The 25,107-nt window shown below is 60.7% G+C and carries 29 protein-coding genes and 1 tRNA gene; 13 read left to right on the forward strand and 17 right to left on the reverse strand.

What is annotated here, in order from left to right; genetic code table 11:
* Positions 1-30: 30 nt before the first annotated feature.
* The 3 genes from xth to ACZ1JM_RS13830 all read right to left on the reverse strand — a co-directional run bounded on the left by xth (position 31) and on the right by ACZ1JM_RS13830 (position 1,623).
* Positions 31-804: an exodeoxyribonuclease III gene (gene xth, locus ACZ1JM_RS13820; RefSeq protein ID WP_465132960.1), complete on the reverse strand. Its 774-nt coding sequence runs from the start codon at positions 802-804 to the stop codon at positions 31-33.
* Entirely contained in the window at positions 801-1,133 is a 333-nt protein-coding gene (locus tag ACZ1JM_RS13825) for a HesB/IscA family protein (RefSeq protein WP_465132961.1), read from the reverse strand. Before ACZ1JM_RS13825 ends, xth begins: the two co-directional genes overlap by 4 nt.
* 64 nt (positions 1,134-1,197) lie before the next feature.
* Complete coding sequence (locus ACZ1JM_RS13830; protein ID WP_465132962.1) at positions 1,198-1,623, reverse strand: CBS domain-containing protein; 426 nt, start codon at positions 1,621-1,623, stop codon at positions 1,198-1,200.
* Between the two features lie 163 nt (positions 1,624-1,786).
* Here ACZ1JM_RS13830 and ACZ1JM_RS13835 point away from each other — a divergent pair, with 163 nt between their 5' ends.
* The gene (locus ACZ1JM_RS13835; RefSeq protein WP_465135078.1) at positions 1,787-2,077 is read left to right on the forward strand and encodes a hypothetical protein; all 291 of its coding nucleotides are present in this window, start codon (positions 1,787-1,789) and stop codon (positions 2,075-2,077) included.
* Positions 2,078-2,080: 3 nt separating this feature from the next.
* On the opposite strand, the gene ACZ1JM_RS13840 is transcribed toward ACZ1JM_RS13835, so the two are convergent.
* From ACZ1JM_RS13840 to ACZ1JM_RS13855, 4 genes are all read right to left on the reverse strand, one after another.
* Positions 2,081-2,455, reverse strand: coding sequence for a (2Fe-2S) ferredoxin domain-containing protein (locus tag ACZ1JM_RS13840; protein WP_465132963.1), 375 nt, complete (start codon positions 2,453-2,455; stop codon positions 2,081-2,083).
* A gap of 112 nt (positions 2,456-2,567) precedes the next feature.
* On the reverse strand, positions 2,568-3,029 hold the full coding sequence (locus ACZ1JM_RS13845; RefSeq protein ID WP_465135079.1) for a DUF2497 domain-containing protein: 462 nt from the start codon (positions 3,027-3,029) through the stop codon (positions 2,568-2,570).
* A 91-nt stretch (positions 3,030-3,120) separates the two neighbouring features.
* A complete protein-coding gene (locus ACZ1JM_RS13850) occupies positions 3,121-4,584 on the reverse strand; it encodes a TolC family outer membrane protein (RefSeq protein ID WP_465132964.1) in 1,464 nt (487 codons plus the stop codon).
* Between the two features lie 2 nt (positions 4,585-4,586).
* Complete coding sequence (locus ACZ1JM_RS13855) at positions 4,587-5,210, reverse strand: protein-L-isoaspartate O-methyltransferase family protein (RefSeq protein WP_465135080.1); 624 nt, start codon at positions 5,208-5,210, stop codon at positions 4,587-4,589.
* 213 nt (positions 5,211-5,423) lie between these two features.
* Between ACZ1JM_RS13855 and ACZ1JM_RS13860 the strand changes: the two genes are divergently transcribed.
* Entirely contained in the window at positions 5,424-6,947 is a 1,524-nt protein-coding gene (locus ACZ1JM_RS13860) for a fumarate hydratase (RefSeq protein WP_465132965.1), read from the forward strand.
* A 44-nt stretch (positions 6,948-6,991) separates the two neighbouring features.
* On the opposite strand, the gene ACZ1JM_RS13865 is transcribed toward ACZ1JM_RS13860, so the two are convergent.
* Genes ACZ1JM_RS13865 through ACZ1JM_RS13875 form a run of 3 tightly spaced genes read right to left on the reverse strand, consistent with a single transcriptional unit; the run spans position 6,992 to position 9,048 of the window.
* Positions 6,992-7,876 carry a metallophosphoesterase family protein gene (locus ACZ1JM_RS13865; protein ID WP_465132966.1) on the reverse strand — a complete coding sequence of 295 codons (885 nt, stop codon included), beginning with the start codon at positions 7,874-7,876 and terminating at the stop codon, positions 6,992-6,994.
* Positions 7,876-8,742, reverse strand: coding sequence for a diacylglycerol kinase family protein (locus ACZ1JM_RS13870; protein ID WP_465132967.1), 867 nt, complete (start codon positions 8,740-8,742; stop codon positions 7,876-7,878). The genes ACZ1JM_RS13865 and ACZ1JM_RS13870 overlap by 1 nt, the downstream gene beginning before the upstream one ends.
* A gap of 36 nt (positions 8,743-8,778) precedes the next feature.
* Entirely contained in the window at positions 8,779-9,048 is a 270-nt protein-coding gene (locus tag ACZ1JM_RS13875) for a hypothetical protein (protein ID WP_465132968.1), read from the reverse strand.
* A 239-nt stretch (positions 9,049-9,287) separates the two neighbouring features.
* On the opposite strand from ACZ1JM_RS13875, the gene ACZ1JM_RS13880 reads away from it, so the two are divergent.
* The gene (locus ACZ1JM_RS13880; protein ID WP_465132969.1) at positions 9,288-9,599 is read left to right on the forward strand and encodes a UrcA family protein; all 312 of its coding nucleotides are present in this window, start codon (positions 9,288-9,290) and stop codon (positions 9,597-9,599) included.
* Between the two features lie 69 nt (positions 9,600-9,668).
* Here ACZ1JM_RS13880 and ACZ1JM_RS13885 read toward each other — a convergent pair whose 3' ends face one another.
* The 7 genes from ACZ1JM_RS13885 to ACZ1JM_RS13915 all read right to left on the reverse strand — a co-directional run bounded on the left by ACZ1JM_RS13885 (position 9,669) and on the right by ACZ1JM_RS13915 (position 14,352).
* Positions 9,669-10,340, reverse strand: coding sequence for a LytR/AlgR family response regulator transcription factor (locus ACZ1JM_RS13885; RefSeq protein WP_465135081.1), 672 nt, complete (start codon positions 10,338-10,340; stop codon positions 9,669-9,671).
* A gap of 61 nt (positions 10,341-10,401) precedes the next feature.
* The gene (locus ACZ1JM_RS13890) at positions 10,402-11,721 is read right to left on the reverse strand and encodes a sensor histidine kinase (RefSeq protein ID WP_465132970.1); all 1,320 of its coding nucleotides are present in this window, start codon (positions 11,719-11,721) and stop codon (positions 10,402-10,404) included.
* A 133-nt stretch (positions 11,722-11,854) separates the two neighbouring features.
* A complete protein-coding gene (locus ACZ1JM_RS13895) occupies positions 11,855-12,565 on the reverse strand; it encodes a GIN domain-containing protein (protein ID WP_465132971.1) in 711 nt (236 codons plus the stop codon).
* A gap of 26 nt (positions 12,566-12,591) precedes the next feature.
* The gene (locus tag ACZ1JM_RS13900; RefSeq protein WP_465132972.1) at positions 12,592-13,158 is read right to left on the reverse strand and encodes a DUF1700 domain-containing protein; all 567 of its coding nucleotides are present in this window, start codon (positions 13,156-13,158) and stop codon (positions 12,592-12,594) included.
* Entirely contained in the window at positions 13,148-13,525 is a 378-nt protein-coding gene (locus ACZ1JM_RS13905; protein WP_465132973.1) for a PadR family transcriptional regulator, read from the reverse strand. Before ACZ1JM_RS13905 ends, ACZ1JM_RS13900 begins: the two co-directional genes overlap by 11 nt.
* A 306-nt stretch (positions 13,526-13,831) precedes the next feature.
* Positions 13,832-14,089 carry a hypothetical protein gene (locus ACZ1JM_RS13910; protein WP_465132974.1) on the reverse strand — a complete coding sequence of 86 codons (258 nt, stop codon included), beginning with the start codon at positions 14,087-14,089 and terminating at the stop codon, positions 13,832-13,834.
* 186 nt (positions 14,090-14,275) lie between these two features.
* Positions 14,276-14,352: transfer RNA gene (locus ACZ1JM_RS13915), tRNA-Arg, on the reverse strand.
* 158 nt (positions 14,353-14,510) lie between these two features.
* Here ACZ1JM_RS13915 and ACZ1JM_RS13920 point away from each other — a divergent pair.
* From ACZ1JM_RS13920 to ACZ1JM_RS13965, 10 genes are all read left to right on the forward strand, one after another.
* Positions 14,511-14,996, forward strand: a complete 486-nt coding sequence (locus ACZ1JM_RS13920; protein WP_465132975.1) for an MmcB family DNA repair protein — start codon at positions 14,511-14,513, stop codon at positions 14,994-14,996.
* Between the two features lie 308 nt (positions 14,997-15,304).
* Positions 15,305-16,729: a DEAD/DEAH box helicase gene (locus tag ACZ1JM_RS13925; RefSeq protein ID WP_465132976.1), complete on the forward strand. Its 1,425-nt coding sequence runs from the start codon at positions 15,305-15,307 to the stop codon at positions 16,727-16,729.
* A 120-nt stretch (positions 16,730-16,849) separates the two neighbouring features.
* Entirely contained in the window at positions 16,850-17,578 is a 729-nt protein-coding gene (locus ACZ1JM_RS13930; protein WP_465132977.1) for a sterol desaturase family protein, read from the forward strand.
* Complete coding sequence (locus ACZ1JM_RS13935) at positions 17,578-17,997, forward strand: DUF2141 domain-containing protein (RefSeq protein WP_465132978.1); 420 nt, start codon at positions 17,578-17,580, stop codon at positions 17,995-17,997. Before ACZ1JM_RS13930 ends, ACZ1JM_RS13935 begins: the two co-directional genes overlap by 1 nt.
* Before the next feature lie 82 nt (positions 17,998-18,079).
* Positions 18,080-19,339, forward strand: coding sequence for an MFS transporter (locus ACZ1JM_RS13940; RefSeq protein ID WP_465135082.1), 1,260 nt, complete (start codon positions 18,080-18,082; stop codon positions 19,337-19,339).
* A gap of 89 nt (positions 19,340-19,428) precedes the next feature.
* Entirely contained in the window at positions 19,429-20,763 is a 1,335-nt protein-coding gene (locus ACZ1JM_RS13945; protein WP_465132979.1) for a PAS domain-containing protein, read from the forward strand.
* Between the two features lie 104 nt (positions 20,764-20,867).
* Positions 20,868-22,232 carry a M48 family metalloprotease gene (locus ACZ1JM_RS13950; protein WP_465132980.1) on the forward strand — a complete coding sequence of 455 codons (1,365 nt, stop codon included), beginning with the start codon at positions 20,868-20,870 and terminating at the stop codon, positions 22,230-22,232.
* Between the two features lie 41 nt (positions 22,233-22,273).
* Positions 22,274-22,972, forward strand: a complete 699-nt coding sequence (locus ACZ1JM_RS13955) for a DsbA family protein (RefSeq protein ID WP_465132981.1) — start codon at positions 22,274-22,276, stop codon at positions 22,970-22,972.
* A gap of 63 nt (positions 22,973-23,035) precedes the next feature.
* Complete coding sequence (locus ACZ1JM_RS13960) at positions 23,036-24,199, forward strand: sensor histidine kinase (RefSeq protein WP_465132982.1); 1,164 nt, start codon at positions 23,036-23,038, stop codon at positions 24,197-24,199.
* 46 nt (positions 24,200-24,245) lie between these two features.
* Positions 24,246-25,043 (forward strand): LytR/AlgR family response regulator transcription factor, encoded by a 798-nt coding sequence (locus ACZ1JM_RS13965; protein WP_465132983.1) that lies wholly within the window; start codon positions 24,246-24,248, stop codon positions 25,041-25,043.
* Positions 25,044-25,107 lie beyond the last annotated feature (64 nt).

Here is a 25,107-nt window from a genome sequence, read left to right on the forward strand (position 1 = left end):
TATTGCCTGCTGATCGCCGCCAGCGGCGTCTCAGGGGGCCAGCTCTACCCAAACCGGCGCGTGATCGCTGGCTTTTTCACGACCACGATGCTCCTTATCGACCCCGCAAGCGACCAAGCGGTCCGCCAGTTCTGGCGATAGCAGTGAATGGTCAATCCGGAACCCGTGATCCCGCTGCCAGGCACCGGCCTGGTAATCCCAGAACGTCCACACGCCCCCCCTTGGATTGTGCGTGGCTAGGGCATCGGTCCAGCCATCACCGAGCAGCCGGAAATAGGCATCGCGCGATGACGGTTGCATCAGCGCATCGGCAGCCATTGCAGGAGGCGACCAAACGTCGCGATCAGTGGGGACGACGTTGTAGTCTCCCGTTACGATCGCAGGCACCTCTTCGGCTCTGATCGCTGCCATGCGCTTGCGTAGCCGCTCCATCCAGCGCAGCTTGTAATCGAACTTCGGCCCCGGCACTGGATTGCCGTTAGGCAGGTAGATACACACTACCCTCACCCCAAAGACCTGCGCTTCCAGATAGCGCGAGTGCTCGTCTTCAGGCTCCCCCTCAAGGCCGCGCTGGACCTCTATGGGCTGCTCACCATCGGCAAGGATAGCGACGCCGTTGAAGCCCTTCTGCCCGTGCCACAGTCCCCTGTAGCCCAGCTTTTCGAACTCGGCGATCGGGAAGCCCTCGTCCTGGCTTTTGATTTCCTGCAGGCAGGCAACGGCAGGGCGCGTTTCATCGAGCCATTCAAGCAGCCTCGGCAGCCGCGCCTTCACGCCGTTAATATTGAACGTCGAAATTCTCATACCGAGAAGCTGGACCCACAGCCGCATCCCGCCGCTGCGTTGGGATTTTCCACCTTGAAAGCGGCTCCGCCCAACGACTCGACAAAATCGACGACACAGCCGGAAACTAGGTCCAGGCTGACAGCGTCGACAATCAGTTGAACGCCGTCCGTCTCCGTCACGCTGTCTTCCGCGTCGGGCGCATCAGCCAAACCGAATTTGTATTGGAAGCCCGAACAGCCACCGCCCTCCACTGCGAGGCGCAGGATTGCGGGCTTGCTTTGCTTGCTGGCGATGGCCGCAACGCGCGCGGCGGCAGATGGGCTGAGTGTCAGGCTGTTGTGGTCCATGCACCCGATGTAGGCGCACGTGCCGGTCGCGGCAAGGCGCTCGCCGGACCGGCTTGGCCTCCGATTAGGCCATTTGAATGTAGTCGCGCATTGCCGCCGCTTCATGCTCAATCTTGTCGATGCGGTATTTCACCAGATCGCCGATCGACACGAAGGCCACCATCCTTCCATTTTCGACCACTGGCAGGTGGCGGATGCGACGCCGGGTGATGAGGGAAAGCGCCGCCATCACCGAGGTGCCCGGCTCTACGGTGACCGGTGGGGCGGTCATGATCTGGCCTACTTCGGTATCCAGGATGCTCTCCCCGGAATCATGGAGGCGGTAGATAACGTCTCGTTCGGAAAAGATGCCGACGATCTGGCCATCCTGCATGACCGGGACGGCACCGATCCTCCGATCAGCGAGGAGAGCGACGGCGTCGCGCACCTTGGTGGCGACATCGCACGTAACAACGCTATCCCGGCCTTCGATAATTCGACCAATCGTCATGACCCTGCTCTCCCTCTTGTCGCGGCATCCTGCTGTTCGAACAATGAGATCAGAGGATATCACAGGGCAAAACGAAGCGCCACTTGGGTCGCGATCCGGCCATCGAACGGAAATATCGGCGATGACGCTTGCGGGCGAAGCGCCGGGGCATCAGATAGGGCGCATGATACCCAGGTCTCCCCTTGATGATCCTGAAAAGGCGTCCCACGCTTGGGCGCGCTTTCTTCGGATCATGCGCTGGATGATGTCGATCACGATCGGTCTGGTGATCGGGTCCGTGTTGTTGCTCTATCGATCCAACGGAATGGTATCGATCCATTTCTATATCGCCACCGCTCTGGGTGTCGGCTTTACGATGTTGCTGGCGTCAGCGTTGATGGGCCTGGTTTTCTTGTCCAGCGGGACCGGACATGACGAATCAATTATTGATCCGCTGGAAGATGATGACGCTTAGTTCTTACCGCCGCTGAAGGCGAAAAGCCTCGACCGGTTGCCCGCCGATCAGGTGTTGCTGGATAATGCTCTCCAGTACTTCTTCCGTGCACGAATGATACCAGACATCATCCGGCCATACGACGGCGATCGGACCCGCATGGCAGATGCGCAGGCAATCCGCCTTGGTCCGGGCCACGCCGCCGCCTTTCGAAGTCTTAGGTCCATCGAGACCCAATTGTTTGAGGCGCTTCTTTAGATATTTCCAGGCGGCCTGTCCCTGCTCGAGGGAGCAGCATTCGCCCTTCTGCGGCTCGGCGCACAGAAAGATGTGCCGCTCAACCGCATCACTGCCGTTTTTGACGAAAGCGTCCTGGGCTTTTTCAACCGCTCGGCTCACGCGGGAGTGCTCGATGATGGAGCAATGACCGGAAGTGTTTCTTGGATCGGTTCGTGCATGCGCTGGAAAGTAGGAAGCGACGCTCGGTTGTCCAGCACCGACGCCTGACGCGTTACACTTTCTTGCCGACGATCCGGGCGATTTCCGCTGCCACCAATCTTTCGACCATGGGCGGCAGATTTTTGTCCAGCCATTCCGCTAGCGCTGGGCGCAGCAATTCGCGGGTCATCGCCTCCAGCGAGGTTTCGCCGGAGCGCACGATCTGGGGTTGAGCGCCGGGTTCGGAGATCATGGCCAGCGCCGCCAGCGATTCGCGCATCGAATTGCGGACCTGTGACTGCACGAGCGGGCTTTCGTCCGGTTCTGCGCTCTCGTCTTCGTTCTGCGGGGGCAATTGGGCTGCCTCTGCAAGATCGAACACGTCGTCATCGTCGATCGCGGACCTATCTTCCGGCAACGGATCGGATTTGGCGGTACGGGTGAAACCACGAACGTCCAGACGGGCGTCGCGGGCAATGACCTGCTTGATCGACTGCAGGATTTCCTCGACCGAAGGTTCACCGTTCTGACGCATCTTGACCAAATCCCCCTGAGCGCGCCCTGTTCCCGCGCCGATCCTTACCGCCTTATTCATCAAGCACGCCGGTTTCCATCCCGAATCGAGATCAAGGCTGCTGAGATGGCGAAATCTCACCATTCTGCACGGGGGTGTCAACGGTTCGGGTAGACCGCGCGACCGGGTCAGGGTCGTCGTCGAAGTCGAAAAATTTGCCTTTGACCCGGCGATAATTTACGTCCGGATCGTACAGGATACCCCCATCCAGATTTAGGTCGCGAGCCTCGGCCCTTCCCATCGCGGCAAGCAGAGTGAAGCCGGCGACGTAGGAGTTACGCCGGGCCGTCACCAGCTGCACCTGTGCGTTGAGAAGCTCCTGCTCGGCATTCAGGATATCAAGGATCGTGCGGTTGCCGACTGAGTTTTCGGCGCGCACGCCTTCCAAGCTCAAGGACGCGGCATCGACCGCCACTTGTGAGGAGCGGATCAGATCGTTGGAGGCTATCCACGATGTGTAGGCGGAGCGGACTTGCGCGATGACATCGCGTTCGGTGGCGATTTCCTGCTCCAGCGACGCGGAAGCCGTTGCCTGAGCCTGTCTGCGCTGGGCTGCGGGCAAACCACCCTGAAAAAGCGGGATCGAAAGCTGGGCTCCTGCCTGAGCGGCTGAGTCCTGCTGAGATACGCCGGCACCTGGGATGCCGCGCGCCAAGGTGTTAAAATAGTTGTTGTAGCTACCTTGCCCGAACAATCGGACGGTGGGCAATCGGCTGGAGCCGGCAACGTCAATATCCTTTTCCGCCGCGCGCGTTCTTTCTCTCGCGCCGATAAGATCGGGATTTGAATCGAGCGCGATTGATGCCGCTTCTTCAGCGCTGGCCGGAAGATTGGGCAATGGCGGCGGTGCTTCCAGCGTTTGCGGTGCTCTGCCGACAAGCCGGATGTACGTTTCCCGCGCAGCTGCCAGATTGGCTTCAGCCGTCCGCAGGTCGCTCTGAGCGATCGCAAGGCGCGATTGCGACTGGGCTACGTCCGTGCGGGTCAGGTTGCCAATCTCGAAACGGTCTCCGGTCGCCTGCAGGTTGGTCTGCAACACGCTGACATTCTTGCGGTTGAGGCCGACGATTGCTTCGGTCCGGATCACATCCATGTAGGCGGCGACGACATTCGAAAACAGCGAACTCTCGGTGCCGCGCAGGTCCGCCTGCCCGGCTTCGACGCGGATCTTGGCGGCTTTGACCCGGTTCTTCACCCCGCCGCCCGAGTAGATCGGCACACCGAGATCCGCCCCGCCGCTGAACACGCGCGATGGAGCGTTGAACGAATTCTCGCTCTGCTTGAGATATTCCGTGTACGTTCCGGTCACGCTGGCAGATGGCAGCCCGGGCGCGCGAGCAATCGGCACGCCCTCGTCCGTCGCCCGTTGCTGCGCGCGGGCAGCTTCCAGCGTCGGGTTGGTCTGATAGGCCATGACCAGCGCGTCACGCAGAGTGTCAGCCGATACAGGCTGACCGATCGTCCAAAGCAGACTTCCCCCCACGAACAACCCGGCACGCAGCGCGAACCGGGACATGCTCAGAAACTCCAGCGTTTGGGTGCTGCAAATTCCGGAAGGACGGGTACTCCCATTTCGGCGAGCGGCAGCAGAGAAACCTTGCCGGCAGCCTTGGTGCCAACGGCAAGCCGGGCGACGCCGCGCACGATTAAGCCCGCGACGATGTGTCCGCCATCCTGCAGGCGCTCTGCAAGTGCGTCCGGCAAAACTTCGATCGCGCCGTCGATGACGATCAGGGTGTAGTCGCCTTCTCCCGCTTCGTTTGCATCAGCGGGAGCTACCGAATCGACCGATCGGCTAAGCTGGCGGAGCAGGGCAGCGAGATAGCCGTTGCCATCGCCAACGAGCAGCACACGGTCCGCATCAGAAGGCGCAGCCTCGGCGAGCATGCGCCCGTGGACCAAGGGTGCGGCCAGGAAACGACCGCCGCCCAGTGCAATCGCGCGATCGATATACGCCGCGTCGCGCATTGCGGCGGGGACGAAGTCTTCGCGCGCAACCGTGGACATCGCTTCAAGAACCCATGGTTCATTGACGCCGCTGGTGCGCAGCTGGCTGGTGATCATCGCGCGGCGCGCATCAGAGATAGCGGCGTTGGCAGCATTGGAGCCGGCAGGCGCCGACCGATCCTCGGTCAAGGTCATCAGGTGCAGTTCCCTCACTCGTTCGCGGCGGTTCATCATCGAACCCACTCACGAAGGCGGCACATAAGGCGGCCTTCTAGGCGAAGCACCCGATCAGGCCAAGCCATTTGCGAATACGCTGGTCGATCAGTTCAAGCACTTTGACGATGGACGCCCCGCGCCCTATGGGACCGGCAAAATCACGTTGTCCGCCAGAACGGGAGCGCACATTCCATGACAGAAATGGTGACCATCCGCGAAGAACACCTGATCGAGTCGGTCGCCGACGCGCTTCAGTACATCAGCTATTACCACCCGATGGATTATATTCGCGCGCTGGGTGACGCCTATGAGGCGGAGCAAGGCCCTGCGGCCAAGGATGCCATCGCCCAGATCCTGACGAACAGCCGCATGTGCGCGGAAGGGCATCGCCCGATCTGTCAGGATACCGGCATCGTCAACGTGTTCATCGAGTGGGGCCAGAACTGCCGCCTCGAATCAGAGCGTTCGCTTCAGGACGTGGTCGACGACGGCGTGCGCCGGGCGTATAATCACCCGGAGAACAAGCTGCGCGCGTCGGTGCTTGCCGACCCTGCCTTCACGCGCCGCAACACCAAGGACAACACCCCCTGCGTCCTCTCGGTGACGATGGTGCCGGGATCGAAGATTTCGGTCGATGTCGCGGCCAAGGGCGGCGGCTCTGAAAACAAGTCCAAGTTCAAGATGATGAATCCCAGCGATTCCATCGTCGACTGGGTGGTCGAAATGCTGCCCCAGATGGGCGCAGGCTGGTGCCCGCCGGGCATGCTCGGCATCGGCATTGGCGGCACGGCGGAACATTGCGTCAAGCTTGCCAAGCAAAGCCTGATGGAACCGATCGACATGGCCCAGCTCAAGCAGCGTGGACCGCAGAACGATATCGAGGCGCTGCGCATCGAGATCTTCGACAAGGTCAACGCACTGGGCATCGGTGCCCAGGGCCTTGGCGGCCTTGCGACCATTCTCGACGTTAAGATCCTTGACTGGCCCTGCCACGCAGCAGGCAAGCCCGTCGCGATGATCCCGAATTGCGCGGCAACCCGGCATGCGCACTTCACGCTCGACGGTTCGGGCCCCAGCTATCTCGAAACGCCGAATCTCGACGAATGGCCGCAGGTCGAGTGGAAGCCGAGCAAGGAAGCGAAGAAGGTCAATCTGGACACGCTGACGTCCGAGGAAGTGCAAAGCTGGAAGCAAGGCGACCGCCTGCTCCTTAACGGCAAGATGCTGACCGGGCGCGACGCCGCGCACAAGCGCATTTCCGACATGCTGGCAAAGGGTGAGGAACTGCCGGTCGATTTCAAGGGGCGGGTGATCTACTACGTCGGCCCGGTCGATCCGGTGCGCGACGAAGTGGTCGGCCCCGCTGGCCCGACAACGGCAACGCGCATGGACAAGTTCTCCGACACAATGCTCGAACTTGGCCTGCTGGCCAGCGTCGGGAAGTCGGAGCGCGGACCTGCAGCCACGAAATCGATCGCCGGGCACAAGTCTGCCTATCTGATGGCAGTCGGCGGCGCGGCCTATCTGGTGGCGCGTGCGATCAAGGAAGCCAAAGTGGTCGGGTTCGCGGACCTTGGTATGGAAGCGATCTACGAGTTCACGGTGCAGGACATGCCGGTGACAGTCGCAGTGGATAGCGAGGGCAACAATGTCCACACGCTGGCGCCGCAGCATTGGAAGGACAAGATCGCCCGGGAAGGCCTCCTGGTTGACTGATCGGAAATGAAAAGGCCCGGGAGAATGTCCCGGGCCTTTTTCGCTCAATGGACCGGAGGATCGACCGGCGGAACCGTCGCTACCGGCGAAACGGGTTCTTCCGGTGAACGCGGCGGCAGGGCGTTTTCCGGCACCCGGTCTATCTGCATTCTGGGCGTTGGCACTTGCGCCAGATTGCGCGCCGTGACTTTGACCTCATCGCCATCGATCACGATTTCGTTGAAGCTGGGCGGCGTGGATCGGATGCGCAGCGACAACGTCCCTGCACCGATCATGCGCAAGGGGCCGGCCGGCGTCTGCTCGATCATGTCGAACGGATCGTGGATATGCCCGGTCATGATCCCCAGTACCTTGCGGCTGGCGAGGACTTCCATCGTCCTCGTGCCATTGATCGTCAGCAGTTTGCCGTCGGCACGACGCTCGGTCAGTGGATGGTGGGCTGCGATCAGGACGCGGGTCCCCTCCGGCAGCGCATCAATGGCCGCCAAGGTGTGCGACAGCGCTCGTTCGGTCACCCAGCCGTTAGACCACGGGAAACGCTGCCACTGGGCCCGAGTGGTGGTACGTAGGGGAACGATGGCAAGATTGGGCAGATCGAGCTGCGTTTCCAGGATTCGTTCGATCGCTTTGAAGCGTTTATAGGGCGCAAAGAACCGGGCGTAGAGGTTGAAGTACGGAATGTCGTGATTGCCGACTTCCACCGTTACAGGGACGTTCAACGCCGTAATCCACTCACAAGCAGCGCGAAATTCGGGATGGCGTGCCCGCATGGTCAGGTCGCCGGTGATAGCGACAGCGTCTGGCTTCTCCTGCTCTATGCAGGCTTTCACCCATTCAAGCGCGCGCTTGTCTTCGAGTCCGAAATGAATGTCGCTCAGTTGGAACAGCCGCAACGGACCGCCTTGCATCGATGCGGCTTTGCCATGCATTACCCGTCAAACTCCTTCGTTGTGACCAGATCGACCTCGCAGGGACCCAGTTCGAATATCTCTTCTGCGGAACCGTCGAAAGGCTCTCCGTCGATCAGCAGGCCCATAGGTTCGTTTGTCGGACAGACCAGCCGGATTTTTGGATGCAGTCCCAATTCATCATGGGGGCCGTCCCTGAAATCCCGGTTGAGCAAGGCGATGCCCTGCCCTGCGAAATCGGTTAGCGATTCAGCGTAGTAGCCGTTCGCTTCGATGCCGTTGTCCTGCGGGACAATAGTAATGGCAGAATAGCCTTCGTCCCGCCCGCAATCGGCTTCGGCGCAAACGACCTTGGGGCCGCTGGTCGACTGGCTGATCGCTTCGCGAGCGGTTGAGACGAATTCCAGGATGTTCATTTCCCGCATCGCCTCGCGGACTTCGTTCCAGACCGTTCCCGGCCCGGCCAAAGCGCCTGTCAGCCCGATACCGTGGCGTGTATGGAGAACGGAAGGGCGCGAGGTTCGCAGCGGTTGAGCCCCGACTTTGGCGATGATCTCCTCGGCGCTTACTTCACCGTGGAGACGTTTGGACAGCATGTTCATCGTGCCGCCTGGCAGCACAAGCACGGCCCCTCCCCATCCCCATGCGGTGGTGACTACCGAATGAGTAGTTCCGTCGCCCGCAAAGACGGTAAGAATATCGACGCCTCGCTGGTCCAGTTCCTCTGGTTTGGGAGCCGGATCATCGGGAAAGCGAACGATCCGGTCCAGCTTCAGCCCGGCATCCGCAAACGCATCTGTGAGTGCGTCCACCGTCGCATCGTCGTTGCTGCCGCTGGCGGGGTTGCACACCAGCCAAACAGTCCGTTCGTGGTCATTGTTCATCATGCGCCAGAAAGCCCCCGGATCGATCGCAGGTTCCCGTCAAAGTCGACGGCCAAAGATAAGCCACGCGGAAAGCCCGTTCAGTCCGGTGTAGAGCGCGTAAATCCAGGTCCACCCCATCGATCCGGCCGCCGCCATGATCATGGCGCCTAACAGCATGACGAACTCGACGATCAGGCTCAACCGGCCGCCCAGTGACTGGAAAAACCAGGGGACCTGCGAAAGCATGGGATGCCCGCTTTCGATCAACGCCTTGTGGGCGGCGAAATTGAACACACCGAAGCAGAACACGAAAATGACGGGCAGCATGGGAGGTAAACCCCAATGATGCGGACACGTTGCGCCAACCGGGCGAATCCGCGACGTTTGAAACATCCTGCTGTTTGTCGGACGGGAAAAGGCGTTCGTCCCGGCGATTATACCTTCATCGACATGAAATGAACGACAGTCGACCTTCACATGCAATGGCTGTCTGCCCGGTGCACTTCACACTCATCGAGCCGAACGGAGGACACTTCCCCAAGGCTCACACTTGAGGAGGATGTACCATGTTCAAGACCAACGCCATCATTGCCGCCGCCCTTTGCACCGTGGGCCTGTTTGCCGCCCCCACCGCGTTCGCCGGAACCATGGAAGTGCACTATAAGGACCTCGACCTGACCACGGTAGCCGGTCAGAAGGCGCTCGACCGCCGGATCACGTTCGCCGCCCGCCGGGTTTGCGGGTACGATCAGCTGACCAGCGGCTCGCGCCTGCCCGATGCCGATGCTATTCGCTGCGTCAAGCAAGCTGTTACGCAAGCCCAAGACCATGTCGCGCTGGCAATCGGCAAAGCAAGCGACAATCGCCTCGGCGGCTGATCGCTTGCCCATCCCGTTCTCATCCAGGTCCCAAAAGAGAAAAGACCCGGAAATCACCTGATGGCGGGCTTAGCGGCCCGCCATTTTCTTTACGGCCGGAAGATAGGTGCGACCGATCCGCAGGGCCTGGCCATCGACGGTCTCCGCGCACCACACCCCGAGTCCCTCATGCCGCAAACCCGAAACATGGCTGCGCTGCAGGATGCAACTGCGGTGGATGCGGATGAAACGCGCTGGATCGAGCCGTTCCTCCAAACCGGTGATCGTCTGCAACAGCAGGTAACTCTGATCACGAACATACAAGCGGACGTAGTCACGCTCAGCATCGATCCGGTGCACTTCGGCGGAGGCAATCCGCACCAGTTCTGATCGGTGCGGCACCCAGAACTCTTCAAGCCAGCGACTGGATGGTGCCACGGCGCGGTCCGTCCGGCGTGAGAGAACGCGGTCTACAGCCCGCTGCAGACGATCGGGCGCCACCGGCTTCAATACGTAGTCCACCGCATCGAGATCGAACGCCTCGACCGCGAACTCATCGTGAGCCGTGACGAAGATGACGGCGGGGGCGCTGGTTTGCGCACTCAGCCGCCGGGCGACCGTGAGCCCGTCCGTGTCCGGCATCGTCAGATCGAGCAGCACAAGGTCCGGCGTCAGCGCATCGATCAGGCGCAAGGCCGCTTGCCCGTCGCTGGCGGTTCCGACTACCGAAACGCCCTCCATTCGGGCGCAGATGACCTGCATGCGCTCTACCGCTAGCGGCTCATCGTCAACGATCAGGGTACGCAGCGGCCCGCTCGAGCCTTCAGTCACGCGGCGCCTCCAGCGGCATGCGCAGGACAGTGGCAAAGCCGCCTTCGGGCTTGCTGCCATAGCTGATCGTCCCGGCTGATCCATACCGAGCCCGGAGCCGGTCCCGCACGTTGGCAAGGCCTATGCCGCATCCGTGTGTTTTCATGCTTTGCGCATCCTCCCGTTTGCCCGGCCCGTCGTCTTCCACGGTGATGACCATCTGACCACCCTCTCTGCGTGCATCGATTGATACGGTAACCGGGCGTTGGGTGGTAGCCACGGCGTATTTTACCGAGTTTTCGACGAGCGGCTGCAAAATCATTCCGGGCACTGTCGCATGCCGCAGCGCTTCGTCGACGTCGATATGAGTGAGCAGGCGGTCAGGAAAGCGCACCGTCTCGATAGCGAAGTACAGTCGCTGAAGTTCGATCTCGTCAACCAGCGGAATGTCGTTGGTGGTGTCGCCTGAAAGGGTGCGACGATAGAATGTCGAGAGCGTCTGGATCATTTCCTCAGCCGCATCCTGTCGCCCCGTCATCACCAGTGCCGACAGTGAGTTGAGCGTATTGAACAGGAAGTGCGGGTTCACTTGATAGCGCAGTGACCGCAGTTCGGCTGCTTCCGCCGCGCGTCGATATTCACCTTCCCGACGTTCGGCAGCCCGAGCTTCCTCCGCTTTTGCCAACGCGAAATAAAGTGCCGCCCACGCAAGGACAAGGAAGTACCGGCCGAAAGCGGTATCAGCGATACCGGCCCACCGTCCCATGCCTTCGCTTTCCTCAACCGTCTTGCGTGTATGGATGGTGATGGCCGAGCGCTGTTCCGTGCGAGGCGCTATTTCCGGCGGCTCAGGGACTGACGGGGCAGAGCTGCCTGCCTGCGGAGGTTTGGGCGGCGCAGGAGGCTTTGGGAGATTGGGCAGATCGACCAGTATATTGCCTGCTTCGTCCCGCGTGATCCGCACGTTCCCGGTGTTTATCTCTGCTTCCTGACTCCCGGGTTCCTGGCCGATAGAGGTCTCGATATCGGCGAACACTGCGTCGTTGACCAGGCTCAGAACGAGAGATAACGGCAATGCCCCGGCGAGAACGGTGACCAACCGCGCCCATCCGGACTTGCGATCCAGCAACTGAAGCAACGGCCAGGCTGCTGCCATGACCAGCATCGATACGATGCAGATGGTAAGTCTGCGCGAGATAATGGGCCATGCGAGATCGAACCCCATCACAACGCCGCGAAGCGTGGCAACGATGAAATAGCACGCCCATAACGCCGCCAGAGACAGCAATACCAGATGAGGCGGAACGCGAGGGCGGGAAATGGGGGCAGTCATTGGTGACAACCTACCCCAGTTCCTCCCCCCTACGCCAGTTTGTCTGTCGGCAATTGTATGCCGTTGATCGAGCACACCTCAGCGTTTCACGTGGAACACCTGCCTTGTAGCGCGCCCAATCAACTGCCGCCCATCAATAGTCGTGATCGACATTCCCGATGCCGTTCAGCTTCGTACGCAAAACGGCTGGCTTGCGTACAAGCGTCACATTGCCCGCGCCATTGATCTCGACATCGACAGTTCCAGTCGCGCCCAGTGTCACGTCACCCACGCCATCCAACCGGACAGTCGCATCCCGGCCTTCCAGCTTGCCCAGATCGAGGCTTCCTGCGCCGGCAGAGGTAACCGCGATGCGGTTGACCTTGCCCGAAGCGTCAAGATCAATCGCCCCTCGGGAATTGAGCTTCAGGGCTTCCTGATCCAGCCCGGTCATCGTCACGTCACCGGGTGCGTCCAGATCGAGTCCGGCAATCTCCGGTGCGGTGATGCGTACCTTAACCCCATGACGAATATTTCGTGACCCAGAGACGGACAGCCTGCCGTTTTCCCACGTTAGCCGATCGACGACATCGGACGGGCCAGTGACGGTCATCTCGGTCTTGTCTCCGCGCGTAAATACGAGTTCCACCGGGATTTCCATAGCAAGCTGGCTACCCGAGACGATGGCGAAATTGCGGGTCTTGCGGGGACCATTGCCCTCGTCATCGTCGAAATGCCAATTCCATCCGTCCCGCTCGTGAATCTCCCGGCTGAAGCGTTCCCCGCCGATGATCCACGCCGTTCCGAACGCGACGATCGAGAGGATCACGCCGCTGGCGAATACGATGAGCAGTTTCCTGAGCATCTTGTCTTCCTTCCTCTTCGAATGTTTCAGTTATCGGTGTGAATAGCCGGTTGGATCACGCGATAATGCAAGCGGCCGAACCACATCAGGGCATTGACGATCCAGATGCTGACCAGCGTCAGCAATGCACCTGCCGCGACTGCCGCGCTCATCAAGCCAAGTCCTCCCAGGATCGCGACGAGGACGCCCCCCGGGAAGCCGCTGAACGGCCCGGCAATTAGAATGAACCCGCCAGCGATGAAGACGCCGATCGTCGCAATGAAAAGACCTAGCATGACACCAAGCACCGGCAGGACGATCGGAAGCAGAATGAGGATGTCGATTGTCGCGAGGCCCATGAAAGCAAGGATGGCGCTCCATGCTGACGACGGCGTACCTTCGCTCTTCCAGTTACGAAAACCGGCCTCGAAGCGAAGTTCGCGGGCAAGGCGTGACGGGTTGCCCAAGGCGTCTGCCACCTCCTCCTCGTTGCGACCCTCGGCGATGCCAGCGGCGAAATGCTCCTCATAATCGGAGACGATATCGTCCACGTCGCTTTGTGGCATGCCCTTGAGGCCCGCTCTCAGGCGCTTGATGAATTCGTTACGCTTCATGGCGGGGTTCCCCTTCCTGCACTGGCGCTTTATCTGTGGATGCGGTGTCGGCGGCGTCGATCAGCCCGTCGACAGCGGCGGTGAAGCCGCGCCATTCGCTGACCTGGTCAGCCAGGCGGGCACGTCCGGTTTCGGTGATCTTGTAATACTTGCGTGAAGGACCGGATGGCGACTCCTCAAGATAGGTCGCCACCAATCCCTCAGACTGCATGCGTCGCATCAGAGGGTAGATGGTGCCCTCACCCATATCGACGGCGTCGGCCAGTCGGCTGGCTATTTCGTATGCGTAACTGTCTCCTCGAGACAGCAGGGCAAGGACGCACAGTCCCAGCACCCCTTTTTTCAACTGGATTTCGATTTCGGACATCGAATCATCTCTCCTGCGAATGATGATGATCTAACGCATGGTACTGTTCAATGCAAGATAGCTTGTAGAGGAAGATACTGCTCGGTGCATGCTACCTGTTTATGTGTGGTTAAGCGCAATAGGCGTGCATCATGCCGAACTGCGCGGACAACGGTGCGCCTCTGTCGCGCCTTGAGTACGTTTCACCGTCTGTGGGTGTTTTTTCGAGTTCAATTCAGATGCGAGAAAGGGTTCGGTGCGCTTCATCCGCATCTGCCCACTGAGTTGCACTCGGCCAGCTATGAAACCCGCCGGAGTTCTCAGGCGTTACGAGAAGCAAATAGACAGGAACGAATAATGGCAAGCGAATGCACGGCCTATCGCGATATCAAGGGCGGCCTTCACAGCAGTCCAGAGAAGGCTACCCTCGAAGATCTCGCTGGTGTTCTCGGGCGGGTCGGTGATGAAGGCGGGATGACCGCTGGCGTAGCACGCATGATCTTCGATAAACGTGCTGAGATCGAACGCGTTTTTGCCGAGCACGATGCCATGATCACGGCCCGTGGCGAAGATCCCGTCCATCATGACGGCGATCAAAACGGTCCGCCCATCCACGTTGTACGGTGATTAAACCAAGATAATTTCTGCGTGAAAGCCGGTTGGATGCCTCGGCTACATCCTCGCATGGTTACTTGACCAACATGCACGTATTGGGGGCCGTCGCTCCAGCCACACAGGGGGATGGTGGTAAGCGACCCTCGTGATCAATGGTGGTGCACCCGACAGGATTCGAACCTGTGGCCTCTGCCTTCGGAGGGCAGCGCTCTATCCAGCTGAGCTACGGGTGCAGACGAGCGCCGGTTAGCAGAGGGTGGCAGACCTTGCCAGCGCCAATTTTTCACAATCTGGTCTGACGTGATTTCCTGAACCAGGATCGGATTGTCCGTTCGACGCAAACACCTCACAAACAGATTGATAGTTCCCTGTATGTTCTTATGGTGGTGGCATGCTGGACGTCGATTCTCGCCCTCTGCTTCGGACCGCGCCGGACGTGGCCCGGGGAATATCTCGGCTTTTCGCCCGTAATGACATCTGGTGTATTCCGGAAATGTCGCTGCGGTGTGGACGGCGGGCAGACCTTATGGGCGTGGATGCCAAAGGTCATGTCATCATCGTAGAGATAAAGGTGTCGCGCGCCGACTTACTCGGCGATGGCAAGTGGACCGACTATCTTGATTATTGCGATCGCTTCTATTGGGGGCTGGCTCCATCACTGGATCTTGCGCCTCTCGAAAGTGATGCATTTCTTCCCGATCGGTGCGGCATCATCGTGGCCGATGGGTATGATGCGGAAATTCTTCGTCCCGCCCCTTTGCACCAATTAGCCCCGGCCCGCAGAAAGGTCGAAACGGAGCGCCTCGCTCGCGCTTCATTGCGCCGCTTGGTGACAATGGCGGATCCCTATACGCAGCAATGGGGTGCTGAATGCTGATTTCGAATTCGGTTGGGCAGCGGAAGCAAGTCACCGATACGTAATTATCTTGCGCTTTGCTGCAATGCACACTATCTGGCGTGTCAGCAATCGGCGCGTGGGGTCTGATCTCCACCGCAATCCGTGAGCAGCGTGAGGCTAAGGCACGTGTGTGCCAAAGCCGGCCCGGATGAACGATTGTCACCAATTCCAAGCTTCCTTCCTCACGCAGGGTCGCCCGTAACGACACCTTGCCGTGCGCGCGCTCCTGATCGAAAGCCATGTCTTTTCGAAGGTGCTCGCCCCCGTGCACTTTTGAAAGTGACTTGATGTCCTATTTCTCTGAACTTGGCCTTGCCGAGCCCATTCTCCGCGCGCTCGAGGTCAAGGGCTACACCGATCCGTCGCCTATCCAGCGCAAGGCGATCCCCTCGCTGCTCGAAGGGCGCGATCTGCTTGGCATCGCGCAGACCGGCACCGGCAAGACCGCCGCATTCTCCCTCCCCTCGCTGCACCGCCTTTCCAGCGATCCGAAGCCGCGCCAGAACGCCGGATGCCGGATGCTGGTGCTGTCGCCCACGCGTGAACTGGCGGCGCAGATCGCCGACAACATGCGCGGCTATGCCAAGTTCCTGAACCTTACCGTTCAGTGCATCTTCGGCGGCGTTCCGGTTGGCAAGCAGGCCCGTGCGCTTGAGCGCGGCTGTGACATTCTGGTGGCAACGCCGGGCCGTCTTCTGGATTTGATCGATCAGCGCGCGCTGACACTCAAGCATGTCGAGATCTTCGTGCTCGACGAAGCCGACCAGATGATGGACCTTGGCTTCATCGTTCCGCTGAAGCGCGTAGCCGCATTGCTGCCCAATGGTCGCCAGAGCCTGTTCTTCTCGGCAACCATGCCGCAGGCCATCGCTGAGTTGGGTCGGCAGTTCATCAACAACCCGGTCAAAGTTGAAGTCGCGCCGCAATCGACGACGGCGGAGCGCGTCGAACAGTATGCGACGATGATCAACCAAGCTGAAAAGCAGGCCTTGCTGACGCTGAGCCTGCGCGCCGGACTGGCAGACGATGCTGCCGAGAACGCCGATCATGGCGCGATTGATCGTGCTCTGGTGTTTACCCGTACCAAGCACGGGGCCGACCGCGTCGTGCGCCATCTGGTGGCTGCCGGTATCCCTGCCGCAGCGATCCACGGCAACAAGAGCCAGGCGCAGCGCACCGCCGCTCTCGGCGGCTTCCGCCAGGGCAACATCCGGGTTTTGGTCGCCACCGACATCGCCGCTCGCGGCATCGATGTCAGCGGTGTGAGCCACGTCTACAACTTCGAAATTCCGAACGTCGCCGAGCAGTATGTGCACCGCATCGGTCGCACGGCCCGTGCCGGTGCCGATGGTGTGGCAATCAGCTACGTCGCGCCGGACGAGAAGCCTTATATCCGCGATATTGAGCGGCTTACGCGGATCAAGCTGGAGCCTCTGGCGCTGCCGGAAGATTTCCAGAAGCAGGCGGCGCGTCTGCCCGCCCCCGCCCGCGTCGCACCTGCTCAGCCGCAGGGCGATCGTCGTCAAGGCGGCGGTCGCAGTGGCCAAGGCGGCGGCAATCGTGATCGCCAACCCCGTCGCGACGGCCAGCGCAGCGAAGGTCCGCGCGATGCCGCTGCAACCGGTGAAGGCGGAGAGCGCAAGCGCCGCTTCCGTCCGCGTGGTCCCAAAGGTTTGGGCGCGCACAAAGGTGCGGTTCGCCGCGCGGGCTGATACCAGCATCATCCGTTAGCAGGAGCGCCCGGGCCAGTGGTCCGGGCGTTTGTGTATGCGCCATGCTGTCTGCTTCGTTTTCTCTTCCCCTGACGCTTCGCAAGGCTTAGTTGGGCGCCCATGGCGTTTGGCGCTCCTTTTCTTGCGGTACTAGCGTCAGCGCTGGCGATGGCTGCAATTGTTGCTGTACGCTATTTGGCTACATCGGGACTGTTTGCCTGGATCACTGGCAAAGTACGGCCTGGCCATTATGTCGGCCTGGACCGCCAGATTCGTCAGGAGATCGGCTGGTCGCTGCTCTCTGCCCTGATTTACGGCCTTCCGGCTGGCGTCGTTGCGTGGGGATGGCGCGAACATGGCTGGACGCGCATCTACACCGATACGGCGGAATGGCCGCTATGGTGGTTGCCTGCCTCCGTCCTGGTCTATCTCCTGCTTCACGATACCTGGTTTTACTGGACGCACCGCTGGATGCATCGACCCAGGATATTCCGTATGGCCCACGCGGTGCACCATGCCAGCAAGCCGCCAACGGCCTGGGCGGCAATGAGCTTTCATCCGATTGAAGCCGTTACCGGCGCGGTCGTCATTCCGGCGCTGGTTTTTGTTGTCCCCGTTCATGTAGCCGCATTGGGCGTGGTGCTACTGACGATGACGATTATGGGCATCACCAATCACATGGGATGGGAAATGTTTCCGAAGGCTCTGGTCAAATCACGACTGGGGCGCTGGCTGATCACCGCCAGCCATCACAACCGGCACCACGAAAGTTACAAATGCAACTACGGCCTCTACTTCCGGCACTGGGATCGTCTCTGCGGCACCGACCGTGGGTTGTCTTCGTTCTGATGGCGGGTCTGTTGTCTACGGGGCCAGTGGACGCCCAGCCCACGGACGGCACGCCGGTCACCGTGGAGGTTACCGGACTGCGATCGGAAAAAGGCCAGGTGCTGGCTTGCCTGACGACGCGCGCGGACGCTTTTCCGGATTGCGACAAGGATCCTCAGGCTCGCAAACTGAAAGTGCCGGCGGCAAGTGAAGTCCATCTGGATTTTGGCGTCGTCCCGCCCGGACACTATGCGGTGTCGCTGGTGCATGATGAAAACGGCAACGGAAAGCTAGATACCCGCCTCATGATCCCGCGAGAGGGTTATGGATTTTCCCGTGATGCCGCCGTCCGCATGGGGCCGCCGAAGTTCGAGCATGCCGCTTTTGCAGTCGCCAGTGAGGCCGTGCATCTGACGATACGGATGCGCTACCTGCTGTAGCGGTCTTGCCACGGTCATTGCCGCCCCCTACCCCGGTGGCGTGAAAAGGGCAGAGGACGGCACCGAGAGCACCACGCAAAAGATGGTGGAGGCCACGACGGCCGGGCTGGTGGCGCAGCCGCGTAACGGCGCGTTCTCGCCGTTTCGATACCCGATCTTTCGGGCGATCTGGATCGCCAACCTGTTTTCCAATCTTGGCGGAACGATGCAGGGCGTCGGCGCGGCCTGGTTGATGACCGAACTGACCCCGTCGCACCAGTTGGTCGCCCTGGTGCAGGCATCGGCCACAGTGCCGATCATGCTGTTCGGGGTGTTCGCCGGGGCGATTGCCGATAACTATGACCGTCGGCTTGTCATGCTGACCGCGCAAGTGGGAATGCTGGTCGTTTCGGCCGCTTTGGCCGCCCTCGCCTACGCTCATATGCTCACGCCCGGACTGCTGCTGGCTTTCACGCTCAGCGTCGGGATCGGCACGGCGCTCAATTCTCCGGCATGGCAGGCTTCCGTGCGGCAGCAGGTCGATCCGGCCGAGCTGCCACAGGCGATTGCGCTGAATTCCATTTCGTTCAACATCGCGCGCTCCATCGGTCCGGCTCTGGGCGGTATCCTCATTTCGGTATGGGATGTGTCGTTCGCATTCGCCGTCAATGCGATCAGTTACGTCGGCTTGATCGGCGTTCTGCTCTGGTGGAAACCGCCGGTGCGACCGGTCGAGCGGCGGCCGATCCTGCCCGCCGTCGCGGTGGGACTTCGCTATTGCGCAGGCAACCGTCCTTTGCGTCGGTTGCTGATCCGCGGACTGGCTCTGGGCTTTAGCCTTGCTGCATACCAATCCCTGCTGCCGGCGGTGGTAAGCGGGAAAGTGGGAGGAACCGAACTGGATTATGGCCTTATGCTTGGCCTTTTCGGGATCGGTTCGATTACAGCGGCGCCATTCACCGGTTCCTTACGGAAAAAACTCGGACTGGAGGGTATCCTGTCGCTGGGGGCGGCCATGTTCGTATTCTCTATGTCGCTGGTCGCTGAGGTGGGGAACATTCTGTATGCCTTACCGGGAGCTTTCGTCGCGGGCGTTGCCTGGGTGCTGATCCTGACCACGATCAATACCGCAGTGCAGTTGCGATCGCCCGATGCGATTCTGGGGCGGTGCCTGTCCATCTATCAGGCGGTCACCTTTGGCGGGATGGCGCTGGGTTCCTGGGTCTGGGGTGCAGTCGCCGATCACACCAGCTTGTCCGCCGCGCTCCATGCCGGTTCGGCGTTCCTTGTCGTGTCGTTTCTTCTGCTGCGTATAATTGCCCCGCTTCCCGTGCTGGGAGAAGGCGTGATCCGTCAAAAGTAAACCAGCGCTGATGCAGCCGCGCGACTTAAAGGTTAATTCACCATGTTGCGCCAGAAGGGATGTCGAACAGGGTGAGTCGGGATTTCGACATGGATACATCGCGCGGCGAAATCTTGGATCAGGACGCATCCGAATTGGACAGTGCTGCCGATACCGCGCCGAGGGTCGCGAATGACGAGCGCCGCCTGCAGGTGCGGGCGTACAATTTCTGGGCCGGCTTGCTGGGCAATCGCACCTTTCCGGACATTGCCGATCTCGAGCCTGAGTCCCTGTCCGATTTCGGACCCCGCAGTGTCCTTCTCGATTTCACGGCTGAAGACGACATCGTCAATCCGGTGATCTCGTATCTGGGTGATGTTTTGGCGAAAGAGTGTGGAGGTGGCGAAGCGATTCGGCGCGTTGCCGACGTCCCGAGCCGCTCGCTTCTTTCTCGTATAACCGACCATTACATGCAAATCCTCGGGAACGAGGCGCCGATCGGGTTTGAGGCGGAATTCGTCAACAACGCAGGCGTCACGATCCTGTATCGCGGCATTCTGCTGCCGTTCTCCCGCAGTGGTGACCGGATCGAATTCATTTACGGGGTCATCAACTGGAAGGAACGTGCCGAGCCTGCCCAGAAACCTGCAGGTGACGCCGGCCTTGCGCAGTCTGCACCTCGCGATTCCCGACCAGCGATGTTGCGCGGCCTGGATCCACTGACGGAGTGGGCGGACGGCCCGGCGGAATTTGGGCAGCCGCCGCTTCAGGGGTATTCGCCGGTCGAACTGCCGCTTCCCGGTTTTGCGATGGAGGCCGAGCCTACGTCGTTCGAGGTAGAGGAAATGGGTCTGGCCGACTGGCTGGCATCGGCGCGCGAGCTTGCGATGCAGGCCACCAGCAGCGAGGAGCGTTCGCATCAGGCGCTGTATGCCGCAATCGGTCGTGCCTATGACTTCGCTCTCGTGGCGGCAGAATATCCCGAGGATACGGCCGAACTCGTGGAAGATGCGGGCCTGAAAATGCAAAGCCGCGCGCCTTTGTTGCCGCTGGTTAAACTTGTGTTCGGCAGTGATTACGACAAGACGCGCCTCACCGAATTCGCGACCGCGATTGCTCATGGTCGCCGGATCGGCCTGACAAGCGGGATGCTGGCCGATCATCTCGACAACACGCCCGGCGGCCTCAAGGCGATTCTGCGTGAGGAACGTCGGCTTCGTCGGGAGGAAGATGGCAGAAGCAATGCCCCTGCAAAAGCGCGCGAGCGGCTGGTCGACGGATTGCGGGCGATCGAGGCGCGTCCGCTCGATGCGGTGGCGATGGACGGCGAAGAATTCTCGCTGCTGGTGGCACGTCGGACGGAAAGCGGTGAAGTGGTTCTGCTGGGCGAAGTTAGTGGTGACGATGCGCTGTTCCAACGCGCGGCCCGCCATCTGCTTGGGTGACTTCATCGTCGGGGGTTCCCACGGGCACGGCGGACCTTTAGACTGGGGCTTGTCAGACCAACGCTTCATCGCCGATTAAGCCCGCACAGTCCTCAAGGAAAGCAATGCCGAAGCTGCGAATTTCCGCGCTATTGCCGCCTTTGCTCGCCCTGCTCGGCTTGACCTTGGCGGTGCCTGCCGCTGCCCAATCCATTCTGCGCGACGCGGAAACAGAGGCGCTGCTGCACGATATCGCCGCGCCCGTGGTCAAGGCTTCGGGGCTTGGCGTGAACAATGTCGATATCGTCCTGGTCAATGACGATTCGGTGAATGCTTTCGTCGCTGGTGGGCAGGCGGTCTACGTCAATGCAGGCCTCATCAACGAGGCTGATACAGCTGCCGAAGTGCAGGGCGTTATCGCTCACGAGCTGGGCCATATCACCGGCGGACACGCGGTTCTCAACATCGGTGGGCAATCGGCGACGAACATCTCGCTCCTATCGCTCCTTCTCGGCGCTGCTGCGGCGGCCGCCGGTGGCGGTGAGGCAGCGATGGGCGTTCTGATGGCGGGTCAGCAGGCGGCGATGGGCAAATTCCTTGCCTACAACCGATCGCAGGAAGCATCGGCCGATGCGGCAGGTGCTCAGTATCTGTCTTCGGCAGGAATCAGCGGGCGCGGGTCTCTGGCCTTCTTCAAGAAATTGCAGAACCTTGAATTTCGCTACGGTTATCGCGCCAAGGACGGAGACGAGTTCTATTCCAGCCACCCGCTGACCGGCGATCGCATCACCACATTGCAGGACACCTACGAACGGGATCCGGCATGGACCAAACCGGATGACGCATCACTGCAAAAACGGTTCATGCGCGCCAAGGCCAAGCTGTATGGCTTTCTGGCGACCCCGCGTGAGGTGATGCTGAAGTATCCGCTGACGGACCAGTCCGTCCCGGCGCGCTATGCCCGCGCCTATGCCTATCACCGCGAATCCCAGTTCGATCTGGCGCGAGCCGAAACCGAAGCGCTGATCGCCAGCGATCCCAACGATCCCTACTTCCTCGAGCTCGACGGGCAGATCCTTCTGGAAGGCGGCAAGCCTGCCGAAGCCATGGTGCCGCTGCGTAAGGCGACAGAGCTTTCCGGCAATTCGCCCTTGATCGCCACCCTGTTCGGCCATGCCCTGATCGCCACCGAAGACCCTGCCAATTTCCGCGAGGCTCAGGGTGTTCTCAAGACCGCCGTTGCGCGGGATCGGGAGAATCCCTTCGCCTGGTATCAGTTGGGGGTTATCTATGCCGCCAATGGCGACATGCCGCGCGCCTATTTGGCCAGTGCGGAACAGCAGGTCCTTTCGGGACGCATGGAGGAGGCGCTGCGCAGTGCGCAGGCTGCCGTCGCCGGGCTTCCCAAAGAATCGCCCGACTGGCTGCGCGCACAGGATATCGAGATGCAGGCCCGCGCCGAACTGGAAAAGAACAAGAAGCGTCGCTAGGCGACGTGGACACGTTCCGCAGCACAATCGACAGGATAGACATGGGCAATGCCACGAAGTTCGCACTGATTGCCGGAGCCGTAGCGCTAGTCGGCGTTGGCGGCTGGTATGGCGGCCGGGCGGCGGTGGAGCATGTCGTCCATGACTACATCCTTTCTCATCCCGAAATCTTGCCGCAGGCGATGGACAACCTGCAGAAGAAGCAGTCAGCCCAGCAGTTGGCGGGCGTTCGCCAGACGGTGGAAACGCCCTTCCCCGGAGCGGTGCTGGGCAACCCGGCAGGCAAGGTCACGCTGGTGGAGTTCACGGATTTCGCGTGCGGTTACTGCCGCCAGAGCCTGGCTGACGTGGCAGGGCTGATCCAGAAGAACCCGGACCTGCGCATCGTCATCCGTGAACTGCCGATCATCAGCCCGCATAGCCCTGCTGCCGCCCGGATGGCCCTCGCTGCGGCAGAGCAGGGCAAGTACCCGGTGTTCCATGACGCAATGTTCGCCGCCGGACAGGTCGATCCTGTAGCCATAGACGCGGCTGCTTCGAAAGCCGGTCTGGACATGGACCGTGCGCGCCGCATAGCCGCCAGTCCGACCGTCGAAGCAGAACTGAGCCGTAACCTGCAACTCGCTCAGCGGCTCGGGTTTTCCGGCACGCCAAGCTGGATCGCCGGAGACCGGTTGATCGCGGGAGCCGTCGGCATCGATCAGTTGTCGGAAGCGGTGAAGGCGGCGCGCGGAAGTTGACAACTTTGCCAGGCCGCATTCCCGACATTTCGGCTTTTGAACAATATCGGCTAGGATAAGCGCATGAGCGTCCTGCCCATTCAGCCGATCCCGTTCTTCGCCGACAAGGACAAGGCCTTCTGGCGCCTGCAATTTGTGGGATGGGGCGGTGCGCTGGTCCTGCGCACGATGTCGGCGATCGCCAACGATCTGCCGCTCGCCTCGCTGGTTCTGGTCCTGATCGCCACGATCACCGGGTTCTCGGTATCGCTGGTGCTGTCGGTCATCTTCCGCGCCCTGATAAAGCGGCGGGCGCTGGTGACCTGGGGCATGACCCTGCTGATCCTGCCGCTGGCGGTGGGTTTGCATGCGTTCATCGATGCGTGGGTGGTGTCGCTGTGGCGGACAGAGGGCGACACCAGTTTTACCCTCCTGTTCCTCGGCGTTTTCTACCTCGATGCGACGCTGCTCGGGGCGTGGACTGCGCTCTACTACATGGTCAATTTCTACCTTCAGGTAGAAGAACAGAACGACCAGCTGATCCGGCTGGAAAACCAGGCGACCAGCGCACAGCTGGCGATGTTGCGCTATCAGCTCAACCCGCACTTCCTGTTCAATACCCTGAACTCGATCTCGACCCTTGTGCTGCTCAAGCAGACTGAGCCTGCCAACGCGATGCTCAGCCGGCTGTCATCGTTCCTGCGATACACGCTGGTGAACAAGCCTTCCGCTCGCGTCACCGTGGCGCAGGAGGTGGAAACCCTGCAGCTATACCTCGACATCGAGCGGATGCGATTTGAAGAGCGTTTGCGCACTACGTTCGAGATAGATCCGGCCACCGAGACGGCCCTGCTTCCTTCCCTGCTGTTGCAGCCGCTGGTCGAAAACGCGATCAAGTATGCGGTGAGCCAGCAGGAAGCCGGGGCAGAGATCAACGTGTCGTCGCAACTCGTCGGTTCGATGCTTCGGATCACCGTCTCCGATACCGGCCCCGGCTTGCAAAGCTCCACGACTGACAACAGGTTGTCGGGCATGACCTACGATGGAGGGGAACCGGTATCGACCGGTGTGGGATTGGCCAATATCCGCGATCGCCTGTCGCAGGCATACGGCGAACAACACCGCTTCGAAACTGTGGAGCCGCTGGAAGGCGGTTTCGCAGTCGTTATCGAGATCCCCGTCGAGCGCCGCGAAACCAACGAGGACATTGCCGAACCCGCGCGCCAGCCCGTTTCGCTGGCGCGATGAAACAATTTTGGGCTGCGCACGTTTGCCGGTCCGGAGATAAGCACACATGACCATCCGCACGATCCTTGTCGACGACGAAAAGCTCGCCATCCAGGGGCTGCAATTGCGGCTCGAAAAGTACCCTGATGTCGAGATCATCGATACCTGCGCAAATGGTCGTGAAGCCATCCGCAAGATCAAGACGGAAAAGCCCGACCTCGTCTTTCTCGACATCCAGATGCCCGGCTTCGACGGATTCTCGGTAGTGAAGGGCGTGATGGAGATCGAACCACCTCTGTTCGTCTTCGTCACGGCCTATCAGGAACACGCCGTCCGGGCGTTCGAAGCGAATGCCGTCAACTATCTCATGAAGCCGGTGGACGAGAGCAAGCTGGACGATACGCTTGCGCGCGTTCGTCAGCGTCTATCGGAAAAGCGATCATCGGAAGAAGCTGAGAAGCTCAAGACCGTGTTGGCCGAAGTTGCGCCCGATGCGGTCGATCACATGCCGGAAGAAGGCGATCCAAACGCCGATCGCTATGAAAAGCTGATCAACATCAAGGATCGCGGCCAGATTTTCCGCATCGATGTCGATTCGATCGAGCATATCGAGGCGGCGGGGGATTACATGTGTATCCGCACCGCCGACAATTCGCTGATCCTGCGTGAAACGATGAAGGACCTTGAGCGCCGGCTGGACCCCCGCGTGTTCCAGCGCGTCCATCGGTCCACCATCGTCAATCTCAACCAGGTCCGTCAGGTGAAGCCGCACACTAATGGCGAGTGTTTCCTGGTTCTCGACTCCGGCGCGCAGGTTAAGGTGTCGCGCTCTTATCGCGATGTGATCGCGCGGTTCGTCCACTGATTGGATGATTGTGGAGGGCGCGGAACGGCGCCCTCTCGACATTGGGTTGTGAAAGCGCAACAGA

This window comes from Novosphingobium sp. BL-S-24 (assembly GCF_055521575.1).